The sequence below is a fragment of the Flavobacterium sp. KS-LB2 genome (assembly GCF_036895565.1).
Taxonomy (GTDB): domain Bacteria; phylum Bacteroidota; class Bacteroidia; order Flavobacteriales; family Flavobacteriaceae; genus Flavobacterium.
In genome coordinates this window covers 1641489-1660585 of record NZ_CP145904.1, presented here as the reverse complement: position 1 = coordinate 1660585, position 19097 = coordinate 1641489, and the positions used below count along the sequence as shown (strand labels likewise).

Annotated in this window: 14 protein-coding genes; 6 read left to right on the top strand and 8 right to left on the bottom strand. The window is 29.9% G+C overall.

What is annotated here, in order from left to right:
* The first annotated feature begins 226 nt into the window (after positions 1 to 226).
* The 3 genes from V5J73_RS06990 (at position 227) to V5J73_RS06980 (ending at position 7115) form a co-directional block, all read left to right on the top strand.
* Complete coding sequence (locus V5J73_RS06990) at positions 227 to 1015, top strand: RusA family crossover junction endodeoxyribonuclease (RefSeq protein ID WP_338648532.1); 789 nt, start codon at positions 227 to 229, stop codon at positions 1013 to 1015.
* A 161-nt stretch (positions 1016 to 1176) separates the two neighbouring features.
* Entirely contained in the window at positions 1177 to 5928 is a 4752-nt protein-coding gene (locus V5J73_RS06985) for a hypothetical protein (RefSeq protein ID WP_338648529.1), read from the top strand.
* Positions 5925 to 7115, top strand: coding sequence for a 5'-methylthioadenosine/S-adenosylhomocysteine nucleosidase family protein (locus V5J73_RS06980; RefSeq protein WP_338648527.1), 1191 nt, complete (start codon positions 5925 to 5927; stop codon positions 7113 to 7115). Before V5J73_RS06985 ends, V5J73_RS06980 begins: the two co-directional genes overlap by 4 nt.
* Before the next feature lie 587 nt (positions 7116 to 7702).
* On the opposite strand, the gene istB is transcribed toward V5J73_RS06980, so the two are convergent.
* From istB to V5J73_RS06940, 8 genes are all read right to left on the bottom strand, one after another.
* Positions 7703 to 8467, bottom strand: coding sequence for an IS21-like element helper ATPase IstB (gene istB, locus V5J73_RS06975; protein WP_338648526.1), 765 nt, complete (start codon positions 8465 to 8467; stop codon positions 7703 to 7705).
* Positions 8468 to 8484: 17 nt separating this feature from the next.
* On the bottom strand, positions 8485 to 10032 hold the full coding sequence (gene istA / locus V5J73_RS06970; RefSeq protein ID WP_338648524.1) for an IS21 family transposase: 1548 nt from the start codon (positions 10030 to 10032) through the stop codon (positions 8485 to 8487).
* 81 nt (positions 10033 to 10113) lie between these two features.
* Complete coding sequence (locus V5J73_RS06965; protein ID WP_338648522.1) at positions 10114 to 10407, bottom strand: hypothetical protein; 294 nt, start codon at positions 10405 to 10407, stop codon at positions 10114 to 10116.
* Positions 10408 to 10710: 303 nt separating this feature from the next.
* A complete protein-coding gene (locus V5J73_RS06960; protein WP_338648520.1) occupies positions 10711 to 10842 on the bottom strand; it encodes a hypothetical protein in 132 nt (43 codons plus the stop codon).
* A 51-nt stretch (positions 10843 to 10893) separates the two neighbouring features.
* Positions 10894 to 11067, bottom strand: a complete 174-nt coding sequence (locus V5J73_RS06955; protein ID WP_338648518.1) for a hypothetical protein — start codon at positions 11065 to 11067, stop codon at positions 10894 to 10896.
* A gap of 503 nt (positions 11068 to 11570) precedes the next feature.
* Positions 11571 to 12470, bottom strand: coding sequence for a thiopeptide-type bacteriocin biosynthesis protein (locus tag V5J73_RS06950; protein ID WP_338648517.1), 900 nt, complete (start codon positions 12468 to 12470; stop codon positions 11571 to 11573).
* Positions 12463 to 14706, bottom strand: a complete 2244-nt coding sequence (locus tag V5J73_RS06945; RefSeq protein WP_338648515.1) for a lantibiotic dehydratase family protein — start codon at positions 14704 to 14706, stop codon at positions 12463 to 12465. The genes V5J73_RS06950 and V5J73_RS06945 overlap by 8 nt, the downstream gene beginning before the upstream one ends.
* 183 nt (positions 14707 to 14889) lie before the next feature.
* Entirely contained in the window at positions 14890 to 15792 is a 903-nt protein-coding gene (locus V5J73_RS06940; RefSeq protein ID WP_338648514.1) for an LLM class flavin-dependent oxidoreductase, read from the bottom strand.
* Between the two features lie 79 nt (positions 15793 to 15871).
* On the opposite strand from V5J73_RS06940, the gene V5J73_RS06935 reads away from it, so the two are divergent.
* From V5J73_RS06935 to V5J73_RS06925, 3 genes are all read left to right on the top strand, one after another.
* On the top strand, positions 15872 to 17512 hold the full coding sequence (locus V5J73_RS06935; protein ID WP_338648512.1) for a S41 family peptidase: 1641 nt from the start codon (positions 15872 to 15874) through the stop codon (positions 17510 to 17512).
* Positions 17513 to 17585: 73 nt separating this feature from the next.
* Complete coding sequence (locus V5J73_RS06930) at positions 17586 to 17804, top strand: class I lanthipeptide (protein WP_338648510.1); 219 nt, start codon at positions 17586 to 17588, stop codon at positions 17802 to 17804.
* 61 nt (positions 17805 to 17865) lie between these two features.
* The gene (locus tag V5J73_RS06925; protein ID WP_338648508.1) at positions 17866 to 19077 is read left to right on the top strand and encodes a lanthionine synthetase LanC family protein; all 1212 of its coding nucleotides are present in this window, start codon (positions 17866 to 17868) and stop codon (positions 19075 to 19077) included.
* Positions 19078 to 19097 lie beyond the last annotated feature (20 nt).

The window sequence follows — 19097 nt, the reverse complement described above, 5'->3', positions numbered from 1 at the left end:
TTTTTTTAAACTTATCAGTATTATCTGAATGTGCTAATTCTCCTTACAAAACAAAATTGCATACTTCCATAAAAAAAAAGAAGTTTGCTGAAGTTTTGATGATATATTCTTATCTACCAATATATTTGTTTGCGGCTTACATTCTTTTAACCGATAGCTCACTCCGCTTTTATTAGAAACTTCTATGTGCTAGAAAAATACAGCTGTTAAATAAAAAAATAATCGTATGAAAATTCAAGTTGAAACAGAAAATTGCAATCTTCAGAAATACTATAATATTGAGGAATTTGCAGATAGTCAGATCAAAATAACGCTAAGATTTGATAAAATAATAAGTAGACAATCTAGAAAAACTAGTATAGATAAATTATCTGGGCTAATTCAATCTGAACTTTCGAAATTCAAGTGGATAATTGTTGGCAGCATATTAGTTGATTTAACTTGGTACTTAAATGCGGTTGAGCGCCAGGAAACAGATAAAATTGGAGATATAGATAATATAACGAAACCTATTATTGATTCACTTTCTGGAGAAAACGGTGTTTTCGTTGACGATTCGCAAATAGGGGGGCTTTACTCCTATTGGATTACTAGAAATGACATATATGAAGACAATGTTCTTGTAATTCAAATAAAATTCAATAATGATTACGTTTTATATAAAGAAAACTTAAAGTTTATTCAGTACAGTAACGCTACATGTATGCCTCTTAATATTGACTTAAATAGCAAAAAGGATTTGTTTGTTGCAAAAATTCTAATAGCTTCAAGAAATAAATTAAGGAAAGCCGCGTCCATAATTAAATCAAAAGGGACAAATGTTGACAAGTATTTTGTTTGTTCCGAATATGAATTCCACCGGACACGTCTTTCTGGATTTAATTCAAAATCTATCCTAACAACTGATCAAGTAAATAAGGCAATTAAGAATGTTAATATCAAATTTAGTGACGTGAGGAAAATTCTAATAAATAATAAAGCAAATAAAAGCAATGATATTCAATCAGAAATATGATAATTTTCAAAAGCATGAATTATAATGTTTTTAAGAAAAAGTAGGAAATTTTTTTATTTAAGAGAATGGAATCGCAATAAATCGCATTATATTTGATTTTTTGATTACCAGCTTTTATTAGTTGTATTTCTTAGTTTTTAAAAATGTAATTAACAATTTAAATGGTTTATAAATTCCCCATAAAGTTTACTGAAATACATATAGATGAGTTCATAAACTATATATACCAGTCAATTGATAAAAAAGAAAAAGAGTTTGTCTTTGATCTTAGTCAAGTACAATGGATATCAAATCAAAATCTTCTTCTTTTTACTGCTGTACTAAAATATCTTTACGCGAGTAATCTTTCCTTTAAGGTTAAATTCTTAGAGCCTGGCGTACCAACTGGTGAAGTTAATGATAGGGTTAAAATTCAAATTGTCCAATTGTGGGAAATATGGAAAATATACTCTGTTATTAGTGATGGAAATTTTGGTCCATATTTTGACATAGACTATGGCTCAGTCAAAATTTTTATTTCAGAGCTTAAATCTAAAGGGAAGTATAATGAATCAGATAAAGAAATTTACGATAGATTTGGTATTACTCCTTTCGTTTCTTTAGACAGAATCGAAAATTACAAAGATGAAAAATTACTTGACAATGAAATAGAACCCATATATGCTCTTAATGAGCTTGTAAGAGAAAAATTGATAAGGGCTAATTGCGATCATCCGTTTGTCAATAAAACTTTAAGCAGCATAATAACCAAGGAATTGTATGAGAATTTTCTAGACCATACCAATTTTGCTTTTTTGCAAAATGAAAGAAATTGGGCTTTTATGAGTCTTGCGCTTAAACAAGGAAATTCGAGGCATTCTCAAAGTATTCTTGAAAAGAATTTTTATGAAGAAGAACTTGCTGAAAGTGTGACATTTTTCAAACATAACGGAGCATTTAAAAGTGAACCACTGCTTCAATTTTCTTTTGTAGATTTTGGAGAAGGGATCGCAATGACTTTACTTAATCAATACAGAATAGATAAAAAAATTTCTGCAAATACTCCAGTTGATGATATAGAGCATAATAACGTACTTAAACATGCTTTTGAATATAATAGCTCCAGACTTCCAATTAAGGAGATCGATGATACGTTTTTTATTCCGAGAGGATTATTTGATTTATTAACTATAGTACGTAGGTATAGAGGGTTATTAATATTAAGAAGTAATGAAGGGAAGATTATGTATGATTTTTCGAATACATCGAATCTTCAATCTGCATTCAAAACATTTGGAGATAATTCAAAATACTTTCCTGGAACTTTTATTACGATTTATCTGCCTGCCCTCTTAAACATAGATTTGTTTAATAATTCGGTTATAAAGCCAGAATATAATTTTCAGAATAATAAGATTGATGATACTAGACACATTAATTTATATACAATATTCCAAAATTTAAACTCGCAGAAAGAATTCATCTACACAGAATTAATTGAAAATTTAAGGACAAGGCTGGAGAATAAAACATCAAAATGCTTTTTGAATTACATAAGTTTTCTGGGATGCCGAGATGAAAGACTTATAAAGAAATCTATTTTTTACTTTCTAACAAGTTATGAAGTTAATAATTACAACAATATAGTAGTTTTTCATCCTCCTGAAAAACATATTTTACAGTCAATTAACGAAGAGTTGTGTAATCTTAGTGAACTGATAAAAAATTTCAAAATTCATCCAATACCATTTATTTATTCCTCAAATTCAGAGGAATTGGATGTTTTATGGCTTGGACTTTACAATGAGGATGATAAAAAAAATCTTAATAAATATGTTTATGAAGGACATTTAAGTCCTAAAAGTGATTTTAAGGATTTTAATAACATTTTAGGGCATTTGCAGTTTTATGACGATCACAACAATGTATATTCGCATTTGCCTCATATTAATTTTATAGATAGCTATTATAAAAAGTTCCGCGATATCGATGATGTTTTAGTGGAAGAACTACTTGAAATGAATAAATGCCTGAGGAATGAAGGTTTATATTTATGCAATGGTAATTACTATCAAAATACATTTTTGCAACTCACAGATTTGTTGAATAATGATGAAGACTGCTTCCAATTAACAAAGATGTTGCATGAACGTATAATAATGAGTAATGAAGATGAGTATGCAATAAATTATATAGCTGTCACAGCTGCAAGTCATAAAATTGTTAAGTCAATGATTAAGGAAAGACTCATTATAGAAGAAAACTGTATCTTCTTGGATAATTATTTTTCTTTTGAAAGGGATAAAAAAATTGCAAATTTAAAAGCAGGAGTAAAATACGTCTTAGTAGGTGATGCAATTTCTACCGGAGGGATGACCAAAAGACTTAACAAACTTGTAACAAAGGCCGGATCTGAATTAGTAAATATAGCTGTAATTGCAAATACACTTGATAAAGAATTTGAAAACAGTAAAGATTTTATTAATGAATATGGATCCAAAATTTTAGCTCTATACACTTACCCAATCAAAAAGTATCTAAGGACTGAGATTTCTGACAAGCAGGGGCTAAAGGAAGTAATTCGCATTAATCCCTATACTAACATACCGATAACTTTTTCTGACAATAATACTTTAAAAGAAACAATTATTTATGATACAGAGGAGTTTTCTCAATATCTTGAAGATGATGACATAACGATAAATTTTAAGGTGTTTAATAACCTTATTCATCCCTATTTTTTTAATTTAAAAAACATCTTAAAGAGAGAAAATGCTAATTTAAAGGGAAAATTACCTTCATTGTTTACCAAGATTTTTGACGCAGCCTCATTAACTAGGGTTAATGATTTGAAGATATTTTTTCCTAAAAATTCAGATATATCATTTTTAGATTTTGAGCTTTTAAAATCTAAAATTTTTCAAAATCATTCTATAGAGTTTTTCGAGTTAGAACGCTTCAACACTGAGGAAGGATGGAAGTTTCCTCATACGACCGACTTTTATTCCAGTATTGTAGAAGATAGTAAAATTCTTATTTTAGATGATGGCAGCTGTTCAGGTGATTCTTTATTGCAGATGATTAATGAGCTATCATTTTTCAACCCTTCCAAAATTGATCTTTTATGCCTGATTGGACGAGTGGATGATCACAAGAGAGAGTTCTTTTCGCGAATTAATATGCTAAGCACCAGAACTGGAAATGAAGTAAAAGTTAATATTTACTTTGGGAGTCATTGGCATATATCAACATTTTATCTTAATAATTCACCTTATTCTAAGGAAATTGATTGGCTGACTGAATTACTTAAAATTCAAAATACTCCGCTGAGTTTGAGAAATATTGCCCAGGTAATTCTAAGGGATATTAGTCCACAAAAGGACAGTGTTGATGATTATAAATATCTCGCAAAAAATAAAGTAACAGGTTTTTTGCCTAAAAAAGACATTATCTTAGTTAGAAATGAAATAGGAAAAATAGCGGGCTACCGATTTTATAAAGAGAGCTTTAATTGGTTCAATTCTTTTATCACAAAATATGAAGGTAAAGATAAATCGGAAGACAGGACAAAAGAAATAGAACTTTTATGTATGTGTTTGCTTTATGAGCCGTACTTGTATGATAGAATAGCAAATTTACTGCCCGATATCAAAGAAAAACTGCAAGAATTTGTAGATACGTTAATAATTGGACATCCTGTCAATGGATTAAAAATTGACTTAGACAAACACCTATACTATAACTGGAATGACAATAAGAGAGATATTCTTCATTTATTTTTCATAGTTTATAAAAATGAAAATTTAATTAATAAAATTTCTGAAGAGAACCTTTTAAAACTCTTAGAGTTTGCTAGTGGGGCATTTATTAAATCAAATGGTTTTAATTATATATTATATAAACTACTTGTGTATTTTCCATTAAATAAAAGTGAAGTGTTTCTAAAACCTCACGCATTTGATCTGTCGTTATTTATAATGAAAATGCTGGATTCTGATAAGCTAGATTTAAAATCAAAGTCTGATTTAAGTAGGTTTTGTTCATTTATAAATACATTACCTACAGGCAATGACTTTAAGTCGCAGTTGAATGAAATTAGGAACTTGTACTGGGAGCAGGATCAGCCAAGATTGCATGATGACAGGAACTCCATTAATCATAATATCTCTATGATTATTGTTACGTTGAGGGAAATGAAGAATAGCAGTGAGAAAAAAGAGGTTTTGCCTGAAAATAAAATAGTGATCATTAAAGATCGCTGGGGCACGATTAAGTTTAACTTTCTAGATAAAATAATTACATTTTATAGGTCATTTGATGATTTTTTTAAACCGTATCCTTATTTCTTGATTCTTGATAAAATGGAGAAAAAAAGTAATTCACTACTTCAAATGTATGTTTCAATTGATGAATTTGTTTTTAATATAAGTCAGAGAGGAAATGATCCTAAAAATTATGATATCGCATGTGAATTTTTAGAAGCAATTCAGATTGGCTTCGGAATTGAATCAGAGTTTAGGAAGATTTTTGACACTCCTACTGTAGATTCTGCTAGTTTTACCAGTAAATTTATTGATAAATTGAAACAATTAGAAACAAAAATTGAGGTAGAAAATAAGCTGGGTGATGAATCCTATATTATTAATATCCCAGAGGTCTATGTCGATAAACTAATTGTTGAGGAGATTTATAATAATTTAAAGTATTATAGCAATAAAGCTGTACCAGTTAAAATTTGTATCCATAAAGATAATGAGCATCTTTTTTTTGAGATCGAAAATTATTACATAGAAAGTGTGAAAGAATTTAGCAGTAAGGAGGGATTGAATAGCCTCAATTATTTATCCGATGGATCAATTTTCGACTTTTTATATAGCCATCAAGTAAATACAAATGATAAAATTTTTAATCAAATATTAAAATTTAAAATATGAATGCATCCGAGGTAGTATTATTAGTTTACGACGAGAAAGAACACTATGATAAAAATCTGCAATTTCTTGGAACGTCACAATTTAAAGACATTCAATTAGTAGAAAATCTTCAACAGCTAAATGAAGTGATTTCAAAGCTGGATGACAATACTTATGTTTTTTTGGCTGTACATGCGTTCTTTACCTTAGAACAGAAAGGAATAAGAACATTTTTAACTTCTGGAATTAAGGATAGGTATCCTTTGCTTGATGAAATATACATATCGGAAGGAAACGGTGTGGTCATAAAAAAAGAGCTTTTAGATCATGAAATTTCACTTAATAAAGATATCTGTAGATATCATCAGGTTAAAACTTCTATAGAAAAAGACCAAGTAAAACTCTATACAAAAAAAGAAATCTTGGAAAATAAACCGAAATTAATAAATGATATAAAAGAAGAATTGCATATTAAGTACGTAATTATAACAGCCCTGGAAGAAGATGAAATGGCGCAAGTCCTTCCACTTATTAAAAATGAAGGCAGAATTGAAAATACCGTGCATAATATAGAATATGGCAGTTTTATAGATAAGCCAGAAAAAAAAGTAGCATATGTCTCTCAACTTTCTACAGGAATGGTAGATGCATCCATTCTGGCTACAGAAATGATATTGCGATTTAAGCCTAAATTTTTAATAATGACTGGAGTTATGGGAGGGAAACCAGAAGATACCAATATTGGAGATGTTATTGTATCGACTAAGGTGTTTACTATTGATAAGGGCAAATTAACTGCTTCGGAATTTAAAAGAGAATTGGAAACAAGCAATACTGATAGTGCTACTATTTCTGTATTTAAAAGGAACAAGACCCAAATTGAAAGATTTATACAGGATGAAAATAAGACCAGAAAGGATAAAACTTCAGTACACTTTGAACCGGTAGCCTGTGTTAGACAAGTAATAGATAAAGAAGGTTATTTTGCTGAAGAGATATCAGTTAATGATAGAAAAACAATTGGACTGGAAATGGAAAGCTACGGTATTGCTAGAGCTTGTGAACTTGTTAATGATAAAAAAACAATTCCTTTAATAATTAAATCAGTTATGGATAATACAATGGAGAAGACCGATGATGCCAAAAAATATGCAGCATGGACCAGTGCAATGTTTTTAAAGTATGTAATATTAAATGATTTAATCTAAGAATTTTTGAGCATAAAATTCATTTATGCAGATTAGTGAAAAGTTGGAATTACTTTCGATTTATAAATTAATTCAATTTTTTTAACTATGTAAATGTTGGTAACAACAAAAGTACGCTATTTCAAAATTTTTTCGTTATAACAACATATAACGTTTCTGTCACATCTGACAATAACTTTTATCTTTAGGCCTTTTAAATCATCCTGTCCATGAATATCATAGGTCAATGTTATTCAAAATCTATTGTTCTTCAAGCTGTATATTTCAAACTTAGGTTTACGTTAAATTATCAAGATGTTGAGGAGATAATGAAAATGAGGGGAGTTCAGGTTGACTATGCGACACATAGATTGGAATTCATTTAGATAAAGAAAATTAAATCAAGGCCAATTTATAATTTGTAACGACCATGAGGCTACTCCTTCACTGCAAATTCCAGTGATATTGACCACCCAATTCCAATTTAAAGTGAGCACCTGATTCCAATTCAAAATGAGCACCCAATTCCGGAGCAAAATGAGCACCCCATTTTTCATTAAAAACTACTCTTTTTCATCTGTTAATTAGTATTCAAATATACTTAAATATTACCCTTTGTTTATCCCTCTTTTTTTTCTCATAGATTCTCCATGTAATTCGAGTCGATGAGATTGATGTATCAGCCTATCCAAAATAGCATCAGCTATGGTTTTTTCTCCAATGATGTCAAACCAGCCTTGCACTGGGATTTGTGAGGTGACAATAATAGAACCGTTATTATGGCTGTCTTCAATGATCTCTAAAAGGGTAATTCTGTTACTACTATCCAAAGCTTGGAGTCCAAAATCGTCTAATATAATAACATCTTGCCGTTCAATTTTGGCCAATTCTCGCAGGTAAGAACCATCTGCTTTGGCCATTTTTAATTTAGCAAACAGCTTCGAAGTATTAAAATAACTTACTTTAAAACCTTGGATACAGGCTTGATAACCTAATGCAGTGCCTAAATAACTTTTACCTACACCGGTGCTTCCCGTGATTAAAATGTTTTCATTTTTTTCTACAAATTCACATTCTCCCAGACGCAGTATGGTGTTTCGATCCAGATTACGGGTTTGGTCAAAATTGATATTTTCAATATTTGACTTGTAATGGAATCGGGCGTTGGTGATACTGCGGGCAATACGCCGATTGTGCCTTTCATCCCATTCGGCATCAATGAGCATCGATACAAACTGATCGAGCGTGTAATGGTCTGTTTTTCCGCTTTCAATGGCTGTTTTAAATGCATTGTGCATGCCGTAAAGCTTCATTTGTTTCATTTTTGTTACTGTGGATTGCTTCGCCCGTTCGCTTACGCTCGGGTCATTCATGATTACTGTGTTTTAATTTAATTATAATACTGTTTTCCTCTTATGTTAGCATGAATTGGAAGTTCCTGCTCAGGTTCTTGTTCAAATTCAGTATGATCTAAGTTGTTTTCTAAAATATTTTGGATGGTCTTAAAATTGTAAATTTTAAAACCAAGTGCCCGCTTACAGGTATTTAGTAATCGCTCTTTCCCTACCTTTTTCTCGAAGTTTAATATTCCCAAACAACTTTTATAAGCCTGTTCAGGATGGTTTCTACTTTCAATTATTTGCATAATATATTCTGCTACTGACTCGTCAATACTACTGGCCCAATCAATGAAGCGGGCAGCACTCCACTGAGCTACAAATTGATGCGTGCTAGCCATATGTTCCGGGATTGTGGTATAGATATAAGGTTTGTAATTCCTTGGATGGATGGCTATTCGATTGTATTTGTGATAGATCTCTACCGTTGATTTGGTATACAATAGTTTCGCTTTTTTCTTGACATATTGATACGGAACGCTATAGTAATTTTTGTCCTGACTTAATTGAACATGCCCATTTTGCATTACTGTTGCAAAGGATTTGTATTTGATTTCAAAACGTTCTTGTGGTAATGGACTTAGTTTTTGTTGCTCATCTTCTAAAAATAATTCTATCCGAGAGTACGGACGTCCTGTGAGTTTTCGACTGTTATGAGCATCCAATAAATCCCATATTTGCTGGTTTAATTCTTCCAGAGAAAAGAATTTAGTTTCTTTTAGATTTACATAAATCCTTCGATACAAGATCTTAACAGCTCCTTCAACCAATGATTTGTCTCGGGGTTTATAAGCCCTAGCAGGCAAGATTGTAGTTTGGTAATGTTCGGCTAAATCAGCCAAGGTTTCATTAATGGTGGGTTCAAAACGACTGCTTTTTATCACTGCAGATTTTAAATTATCCGGAACAATTGCCGCAGGAGTACCTTCAAAAAAACGCATAGCATTTTCTACCGATGTAACAAAATCTTCCTTTTGTTGGCTCATGGAAGCTTCGGCATAGGTGTATTGACTGGCTCCTAATATGGCTACAAAAAATTGTACTTCTTTAATTTCTCCCGTGTCTTTATCAATGATGGAGAGTGTTTTTCCAGCATAATCCACATACATTTTATCACCCGCTTTGTGATTCATGTGCATCACTGGATTGACTCGTTTGCTCCATGTTTTATAATGATGTCCAAATTGCGAGCTTCGGTAACCATTAGGATTTACGGCAATATATTGCTCCCACATGTGCTGTATGGTAACGCCAACTTTTTTTAGTTCGCGTTCCATTTTAGGAAAAAAATCATAAAGAATCTGCAGTTTGGGACTGATTGATTCCACGGTAGTGTGTGAGAACAAAAGTTCTAACTCAGCATCAGTTTTTTCACTAATTACTTCAAAACTTAATCCTAGCACTTCAAATAAAGAAATATACTTCTTTACCGTATTTCTAGAAAGAGATAAGTACTTACTTATGAATAACTTACTTTTTCCGTTACAGTAGAACTTAATTGCTTTTCTAATTTTACTCATGTCTGTTATTTTGTTTGCCATAATCCGTCTTTTTTTAACGAATGTATGGTGCTAACAACATGAAAAAGTTAGTAGTTTTTGATGATCAATTGTACCCCAAAATTAGGTGGTCAATTTGAACTGGAAAGTGGTGGTCAGTTTGCTCCGAAACTGGTGGTCAATTTGCACTGGAATAGCATGGTCAATTTGACTGGTTTTTCCAGTACAGTCTTTACATTCGCTATATATGTAATAACTTTTATATTTACTATCTACAATTTCTACTAGATTGTCATATCCATCTTGAGAGCCTGAATTCTGAATTCTTTTTCTAGTAACCGTATATGATAATTCTACAAATATTTTTTCTAGAAAATCAATCGCCAGTATTTCAAAATCTCCACCTTTCTTTGTCATCCGTTTTTATTTCAAATATGAGTTTTTTTTAAAGACATTTTCCTTTGCTAAATAAATACATCCAAAATATGATTTCATTTTAGTATTACTATTAGCTGAATATTTCCCAGAAAACGCCAGTAATTGTTGATATTCTCATAATCAAAGCTATAATTATATTAGCTTTTGACCAACTCGATTCTTTCTGTTCAGTTCCACATTTTTACTGTTTGTTTTTTTATTTTCGATTTTTTGTTTTTTATGAGATTACCGCTAGATAATTGTTTCTTTAGGACCTTTTTTTACTTTAATAACTTATTCTTTTTAATAATCCATAAAATTGTTTCCTGCATTTTCAAACCATTTCAGAAATTCGGGTATATTGTCCTTACCAAAATCAGGAACAGTTTGAAAGTCTCCATCTTCAATAGCAAAGTTCCTATCTTTAATTTGCAAATCAAAATCTTGAGATTCTTTGAACCACTTTTTGAAATACTTCCTTACGGTTTATTCGTTAATTACTTTAAAACTTAATCCTAGCACTTCAAATAAAGAAATATAATTGTTTACCGTATTTCTAGAAAGAGATAAGTATTTACTTATAAATAACTTACTTTTTCCGTTACAGTAGAATTTAATTGCTTTTCTAATTTTACTCATGTCTGTTATTTTGTTTGCCATAATCCGTGTTTTTTTAACGAATGTATGGTGCTAACAACATGAAAAAGTTAGTAGTTTTTAAGGATCAATTGTACCCTAAAATCAGGAGGTCAATTTGACCGGTTTTTCCACTTACGGACACGATTACTGAATTTTAAATATGTTGGCTTCAAAATAGTCAAATACTTTTAATGAGAAGTCTTCAATGTATGAGAGGTTACCTATGATTCTTTTCTATTTTCATAAACTATGATCAGTGTGCGAATATCTTCATCAGTGAATTTTTTGCCACAATCCGGGCTTGTGCATACAAGATTAAGAAAATCAAAACAGTATTAAAAAACAGCCAGAAAATGATCTTCATAATATTTCTCGTAAACATCCTGTTCTATCAATATGTTATTATTGTATTTCTTATGAGCGATAAAATCTGTTTGCGTCATTAAATAAGTATTAAGAGCTAATTTTTAAATTTAAAGAAACCAATCTCTTTTGCGAGATTGGTTTAATTGTAGCGTCGCAGCTTAAATTAATTGACCCTGCCTTTCTCGCGCAATTTTTGACATATAATGTCGATTTAAAAAGTCATAACATACCATCTCATGTAGACGATTTTTTGATTTAAATAATCTATTCATGAACATATGAATATAACTTGCATTCAGATTGTTAAAGTCAACCAAAAGTTCATTATTTAGTTTAAGTTTCAAAATTTCTATAACTGTTTGCTCAATGTTTAGGCTTTTTTTAAGTAAAACATCAAGAAAAGGTGAACTATCTGCTCCATTATCATTAATATTCATAAATTCATCTATTTTATTGCGAAAATCCCTGTATTTGTCGTTTAGTTGTTTTCCTAAAAATTTTGATTCATCATATTCCTTCCGGTAACTATTTTTTAATTGATTAATTAAGTTTTGCTTCTCTTGCAAAGTATAGTTGAAACTCTCCAAATGTGAATCTATCGCTTTTAATGAAAACAACCACCTAAATTCTTCACCATTATCATACTTAGACATTAATTTAAGAAAATCAACTACCATTTTGCTGTCGTAATAAAATAATGTTTCTGATAGGTCAATAGAATTTAATCCATATCGTTCTATTTCTCTTTGATATGTATCTATTTGTATTTTTGAAATTAGATCTTGATTGAAGAAATGTTTTAATTTAGAATGGAATGCATTAATTATTGATCCCACATTGTTTTGATTTGAATAATGCAGCCTAATCCTCAAATGGTGATCGGGATCTCTATATCTTATAAAAAACCATTTTTCAATAATTCCTTCATCTATCAGGTGTTTTACTAATGGTCCAATAATTTCTTTTAAAATAACATCTGAAGACTGTGGTCCCGAATAAATTTTGTAATAAAGCCAGCTATCACCAACAATAAAATTTCTTTGTATTCTCTTATCCATTTGATTTACTTAATTTTTTTTCGTTATAAAATGAAATAATTAATTGATTTGTGAAATAATTATCATTTTGCTTTACTATACCTTTCTCAGAAAATAAAAATTCAGAAATTGAAAAATTATAAAGTTTTTTTACAGAATCTAAAAACATTCTTACAGAATTTAAGTTTTCAAAATTTATTATTAATTCATTATCACTTTGAATCAACATCACAAACCTCGGTATATTAAGTTTATTTCTAAACTCATTAATTGCATTTTCTAATAACTCATCATCATTTTTAAAATCTAGTAATGCTTTTATATCTTTCTTTTTGATATGCCAAATTGCATCTTGAATAATTATATTTTTATACTCAATTCGAGGTATATAATCATAATTATTAATCAATGCTCCTAATTGTAATCCAATTCCTTGTCTTAATCCTTGTGTCTGCATGTCACATAAAAAGTGATATATAGGTAGTGAATTATTGGTATGATTATGTGCATTTGCCATCATTGGTTTTACCTCTTTGTTTAGTTTGTTCGACCTCAAGATTATTTTTCCGCTATTATCAACAGAAACTCTCAAATCGTTAATAGTTAATTGCCTTGCCTCAGGCTTTATTGATCTTGCTAAGTATGGAATTTCATAATCACGTAGCTCAGGCCTAGTTATTACATTACCACTCCTTGATTTTGGAAGATGAATAATTTCAGCAAGTAATTTATTTTCATTATTAATTTTGTTTTCTAAATTAATAATCTGTTTAACATGCTCATCAATTTGAATATTGGAATGTGAAAATCTACCTAGCAGCATAGTTGCAGTTGCTCCCGCCATTCCACTAAACCTAATTTTTTCCTCATTGTCTACGTAAACTATTTCAGCAATACTTGACATTGTATCAGGAAGATCATCCCAAGAAATATTAATATCAGAAAAATCCTCATCAATAAGATTAATAACAGATTTATTTTCGTGGAGTTTTCTTTGAAATATTGAGTTTACAGGACTCCACTTTATATCATAATATTCATTCTCTTTATTCTTATTGACGATTATTAGATCATCTATCAAAGGGTTTAAATCTCCAAACTTATTATTTTGTTTATATCCAACTCCCATTTCAATATCTAAAGCTTTTGACAAGGGCACCTCCCTAGTTTCATATCTTTTAAGAAATGCCTCTTTAAACTCCGTAAGGTGGGTGTCTGATTGAAAAAATGTCATTTTGTTTAATAAATCTGAAACTTCTAGCAAATTGTTAAATAAATTCTTACTAATAGTATTCTTTTTGTTTACTATAGTCGTATCAGTTTGGAATAAAAAGTTCAATTCAAATTTAGTGCCTAATTTTTTCAAATGTTCACTTATTTCTAGATATGCATTTGGATCATTACCAATAGTTGAATCTAGAATTTTTATTTTTTGATTTGCAATGATTAAACAATTATAAATTTCTTGTACAGATTCATTTTTAATTTTTTTTAAAACTGAGCAAATTTGATCTAAAAATTCTGGGCCAGAAACAGAAGGTTCTAATTCGCTGATTAGTAATTGATTTTCTACTAGTGCTTCAATAAATTCTATCGCATCAGATAAAGTAATATCTTCTGCTACTAACTCTTTTGCTAGATCAATTAATAAACAACCTTCCTTTGCTTTATCTAATATTCTATCTAAATATTCCGAACTGTCTACTGCCATCATATCGTGTTTTCGAATACCATTTACGTATGAATATTCTACATATCTTAATTTATCCCCTGCCTCATAAGCACTTGTATTGGGATAAAAGAGAATTTCACTTTTAATTTTTACATTTTTAATCAGATCTTGGGAGAGTGCAACCAAATAATGCATATCCAAACGAGTATGTCGTTTATAATTGACCACATTATCTAATTCAATATGTGTACTTTCATCAAACTCACCAACTGAGCAGCCTGAAAATAACCCAAAAGGAGTACAACGAGAAGACATTCTTGAATAGTATTTTAAGATTGTTGATTTAATTTTACTAGAGGAGTCGCTGTCTTCAATTTCACCCTCTACCCATTTATCCATTTCTTTAAAAAAACTTGGAGACGCTAAAAAAAGAGCCTCCCTGAAAATTTTATTTTGACAGAGAATTTTGAAATTTCGGTCTGATATTGTTTTTTGTGAAGTAAACTTCTTGTATTCACTAAAGGAAAACAAAGGGCTTCTTAATACATAATTATTAAAAATTTTGTAAGGGTTTTTAGCATCCATATTGACGAATTTTAAAAAAGTAAATTTATATTATAGTGGTTAAAAATGATTTAAATACTTATCCTCATTTATTATAAAATTGTTAAATAATCAAATAAATAATGGCTTAAGTCCATGTCTAGCTCTCTGGTAAAAGTTTTTTTATTGTTAATTCTTTTGTAAGTAATCTAATTGGTAAAGTGATTAAGGAGCTTGACGAAGTTTAAAAACTTCACTTAAATTCTCAACATTTTCAATTCTTTGAGTCATTTCATATGATAAGTCCAAAAAGGTAAAATCATCAATATCATACTTATCGCGATATTCCATTATTTTATCTTGAAATAGTTGTGAGGTACCAATAAGATTTGGTTTTATAAATCTAAACCTAGATAAATCATTTATTTTTTCTTTCATTTTTTTTGTTTCTCTACTATTTTGTGTTAAGATACCTGAAAAAGCAAGATTAATAATTGGTAATTTATTGTGTTTTTTATAAAACCTCTCTTTATAAATTTTTAACTCCTCAAGAAGAAAGTCATTATTTGCACCAGAATGAAACATAGATTTTGAGTAATTTAAGCCATACATAATTGATTCTTCATATCGATTAAAGCCCGTAGATAATAACCATAATCTAGGGTTAAGTTTATAATTGGGATTTAAAAGTATACCATCATTATTTTCTGCTTCTTTTGTGTAAAAAGAATCAATTTCCTGTATCAGTTCAAAAAAGTCCTTAGGTTCCTTCAAAGAACTATTTTGACCCAAAAGTGAGTCAATGATTTCTCTACTTGCATAACCTGCAGCAAATCCTAAATCAACCCTGTCTGGGAAAATTGTATTTAATAATTTAAAAGAGGATGCCACTCTAAAAGGAGAATGTAATTTTAACAAGATTCCAGCTGCTCCTACATTTATTCTTTCTGTTAATCCTAGAATAATTGGAATTAAGGGTTCTGGATTGTTCCATAGATTTTTCTGTTCGTAGTGTTCCCCAATCCAGAACCTTTCAAAACCGCATCTATCGGCCATTTCTGCCATAGTGAATAAATCCAATAAGTTATTACTTTGAGCTGAATCAAAAATAAGAGAAGATAATTTCATTTTCTTTAATAAAATTTTTGAGAAGTTTATTCATATATTCGTAAATAATTTCCAATTTATAAATCTAAATCAATTTTTTATGAAATTAAGATATTTATGTGTAATTCTTTTATTTTTTTTCTTTAAAATAAGTTTTGCGCAGAACTTTTATCCAGAAATACAAAAACTTGAAACTACAGCAAAAATATGGGGTTTTTTAAAATATTACCATCCAGAAGTGGCTACTGGAAAATTTAATTGGGATGAAGAATTAATTAAGATCTTACCCAAGATTAAAGCAGCTACTGATACAGAGTCTTTATCACAGATTTACATTGACTGGATTGGTAATTTAGGTGTAGTTAAAAATTGTAAGAATTGCACATATGAAAGATACGATCTTTTTGATAGAAATTTTGATTTATCTTGGATGTCTGATGATAAAAAAATATCTCAAGAATTATATGCGGTTTTGAAAAATATAGAGAAAAATAGGTTTCAAGGGACTAATTTTTACGCTAGTCCTAGTCCAGCAAAAAATATTTTGATAACTAATGAGATTAACTATGAAGAGCTTGATTATCCAAATGAATCGTATCGATTATTAGGATTGTTTAGATATTGGAGTATTATTGAGTATTTTTATCCTTATAAATACTTAATGGATAAGAAATGGAGCGATGTTCTTACGCAAATGATTCCCAAATATATCAATGCGAGTAGTAAGATAAATTATCATATGGCGATCAAAGAATTAGTCGCCAATCTTGATGATTCGCATGCTTGGATCAGTTTAAAGGATTCTAAAAGCACAAAATTTTTTCCTTATAAATTAAAGAATATTGACGATAGTTGTGTTATTTCAGGTTCTTACAATAATAATATTACACAAAATGAAAGTTTAATGTTCGGAGATGTAATTCTTAAGATAAATGGAAAGAGTGTCTATGATGAAGTGCAAAAGAGGATGAAATACACCGCTGCATCAAATTTAAATCGAAAGATTAACTTTATTTATGAGGATATGGTAAATCTTGAATCAAGTTCTGTAAACCTAACCATCAAAAGAGGAGAGGAAATACTTGATAAGGTAGTTAATCTTTATAATTTTAACAATTTCAAGTACTATGACAGTGAAACAAATATAAAATGGAAGCTACTTGAAGAAGGAAATATTGGTTATGTCAATATGAGAATCGTTGATAAAAAGGACGTTTCCGCAATGATGAAAGAGATTGTTAATTGTAGAGGGATCATTTTTGATTTGCGCGGGTATCCCAAGAATACATTTTATCAGATATCGGAGTATATAAACTCTGAAAAAAAAGTCTTTGCCAAAATTGTTAATCCTGATCCATCATATATAGGAAAATTTGTTTGGGGTAATACTCTAACTACTGGACATAAAAATAAAAATTTTTATAAAGGAAAAGTATTAATTTTAGTGGACGAGCAGTCGTTAAGTTTATCTGAATTTGCAATTATGTGTTTTCAAACTGCAGATAACGCAATTACAGTAGGGAGTCAGTCTGCTGGGGCAGATGGAAATGTTAGTTCTTTTAATTATTTAGGTGGTTTTAAGACCGCAATGTCAGGAAAAGGAGTGTATTATCCCGACGAAAGGGAAACTCAGAGATTAGGCGTAAAAATAGATTATATAGTAAAGCCAACTATCTTGGGTTTAAAAGAAGGTAAAGATGAAATTTTAGATAAAGCAATTGACATAATAATAAAAAAATAATTTTTTTTTTTGAAAATTTTTTTTTTATAAAAAATTACTTACTTTAGTGCTTTTAATTTAAAAAATATAAACTATGAAAAAATTACGATTAAACAAAGAAAAAATTGCACAATTAAGCGATCAAGAGGCGTCTAGCATTCAAGGTGGAGGAACAGCAAATAGCACTAATGCGGGATTCACTTGTTGTTGGTGCTCTTCTGAGACAGGTAGCGAAGAGCCAAGATGTGATTCTTATCAATGCTCAACAAGTGAAACAACAAGACAGCAGCTTTGCCCTGTAAACGGACAGTAAAATAATTTATTTAAAATATTCTTAAAGGTGTTGTTCTTGCGACACCTTTTTAATTTAAAAAATGAGTAAAATAATATTTAAAAGAATAATAGAAATTGAGAAAGAATTAGATGAAAATTACAAAACTTATCCAAACATTTCTTTGTTTTCGGGTATTGGTGCTTTGCCAATTTTTTATTTTTTACTTTATAGATTGACAAACAATAGTGATCATTTAGAAAAGCTTCACAACGCTCTTGATGAAATTTTTATCCAACTTAACGAACATGAAATTAATGTTAGTTATTGCACTGGAATTGCTGGAATTTCATATATGTTAAATTTTTTAGTTAATTATGGAGTTCTTGAAAGTGAGCAAATAAATGATAGTTTAGATGTTATGGACGAAGCTATTATAAGCTATTCTTTAAAGCATTTAAACTCTATTGAGGACACAGATTTTCTACATGGAGGCTTAGGAGTAGCACATTATCTCATTGAAAGGATAAAAAACAACTCAGCTTTAATAAATAAAACAGTTTACATATTTGAGAAATTAGCTCATATCGCTCAAGAAGATTTGATAAAATTTGAAGAAGTTTGCTCTGTAAAAGAGTTTTCAGATACAAATCATAAGACAAACTGTGGCTTAGCTCATGGTTACATTGCTTACGTAATTATTTTTTCAAAATTTCTCGAGCAATTTCCTAATAACATGTTGATATTAAGTGTTTTAAATAAAATTATTAATTGTGTATTGTCGTTTGAATCCTTTGACACTGAGACTGTTTCGAGGTTTCCAGGTATTGCTGTTAATAAAAATTTGGCTGATTACAATGTTCCGCTAGCGTGGTGCTATGGAGATCAAAGTATCGCTTACGGATTTTTTAAAGCCTCTCAGGTCCTGCGTAATAAGGAATTATTAACTAAGTCTAAAGAAATAATTTATAAAACTCTAAAAAGAGATTCCCTGCAAAAATCGGTTTCTAATGTTGACCTTTGTGATTCAAGTTTTTGTCATGGGATTACTAGTATCGCTTATCTTCACAAAAAAGGATTTCAAATAACTAATGATCAAAAATGTTTAGATCTTTACGAATATTTCACAAATGAACTTTTGGTAAAAGGAAGTGGTGATTTTGGACTAGAAGGCTACCAAAGTTTTTATAAACTTAAGGGATTTAAAAAGGATTTTACATTTTTAAATGGGTTGATAGGTGTAGGTATTTTTTTTATTGATTATATGCTAGATAATGATGAAATTAAATGGGAAGCTATCCTACTATTAGATTAAACTTACGTCGTAAGTTGCTT

Excerpts from the sequence above, each read along its gene's own strand:
- V5J73_RS06990 (WP_338648532.1), top strand. The coding sequence starts at position 227 with ATGAAAATTCAAGTTGAAACAGAAAATTGCAATCTTCAGAAATACTAT.
- V5J73_RS06985 (WP_338648529.1), top strand. The coding sequence starts at position 1,177 with ATGGTTTATAAATTCCCCATAAAGTTTACTGAAATACATATAGATGAG.
- V5J73_RS06980 (WP_338648527.1), top strand. The coding sequence starts at position 5,925 with ATGAATGCATCCGAGGTAGTATTATTAGTTTACGACGAGAAAGAACAC.
- istB (WP_338648526.1), bottom strand. The coding sequence starts at position 8,467 with ATGAATGACCCGAGCGTAAGCGAACGGGCGAAGCAATCCACAGTAACA.
- istA (WP_338648524.1), bottom strand. The coding sequence starts at position 10,032 with ATGGCAAACAAAATAACAGACATGAGTAAAATTAGAAAAGCAATTAAG.
- V5J73_RS06965 (WP_338648522.1), bottom strand. The coding sequence starts at position 10,407 with ATGACAAAGAAAGGTGGAGATTTTGAAATACTGGCGATTGATTTTCTA.
- V5J73_RS06955 (WP_338648518.1), bottom strand. The coding sequence starts at position 11,067 with ATGGCAAACAAAATAACAGACATGAGTAAAATTAGAAAAGCAATTAAA.
- V5J73_RS06950 (WP_338648517.1), bottom strand. The coding sequence starts at position 12,470 with ATGGATAAGAGAATACAAAGAAATTTTATTGTTGGTGATAGCTGGCTT.
- V5J73_RS06945 (WP_338648515.1), bottom strand. The coding sequence starts at position 14,706 with ATGGATGCTAAAAACCCTTACAAAATTTTTAATAATTATGTATTAAGA.
- V5J73_RS06940 (WP_338648514.1), bottom strand. The coding sequence starts at position 15,792 with ATGAAATTATCTTCTCTTATTTTTGATTCAGCTCAAAGTAATAACTTA.
- V5J73_RS06935 (WP_338648512.1), top strand. The coding sequence starts at position 15,872 with ATGAAATTAAGATATTTATGTGTAATTCTTTTATTTTTTTTCTTTAAA.
- V5J73_RS06930 (WP_338648510.1), top strand. The coding sequence starts at position 17,586 with ATGAAAAAATTACGATTAAACAAAGAAAAAATTGCACAATTAAGCGAT.
- V5J73_RS06925 (WP_338648508.1), top strand. The coding sequence starts at position 17,866 with ATGAGTAAAATAATATTTAAAAGAATAATAGAAATTGAGAAAGAATTA.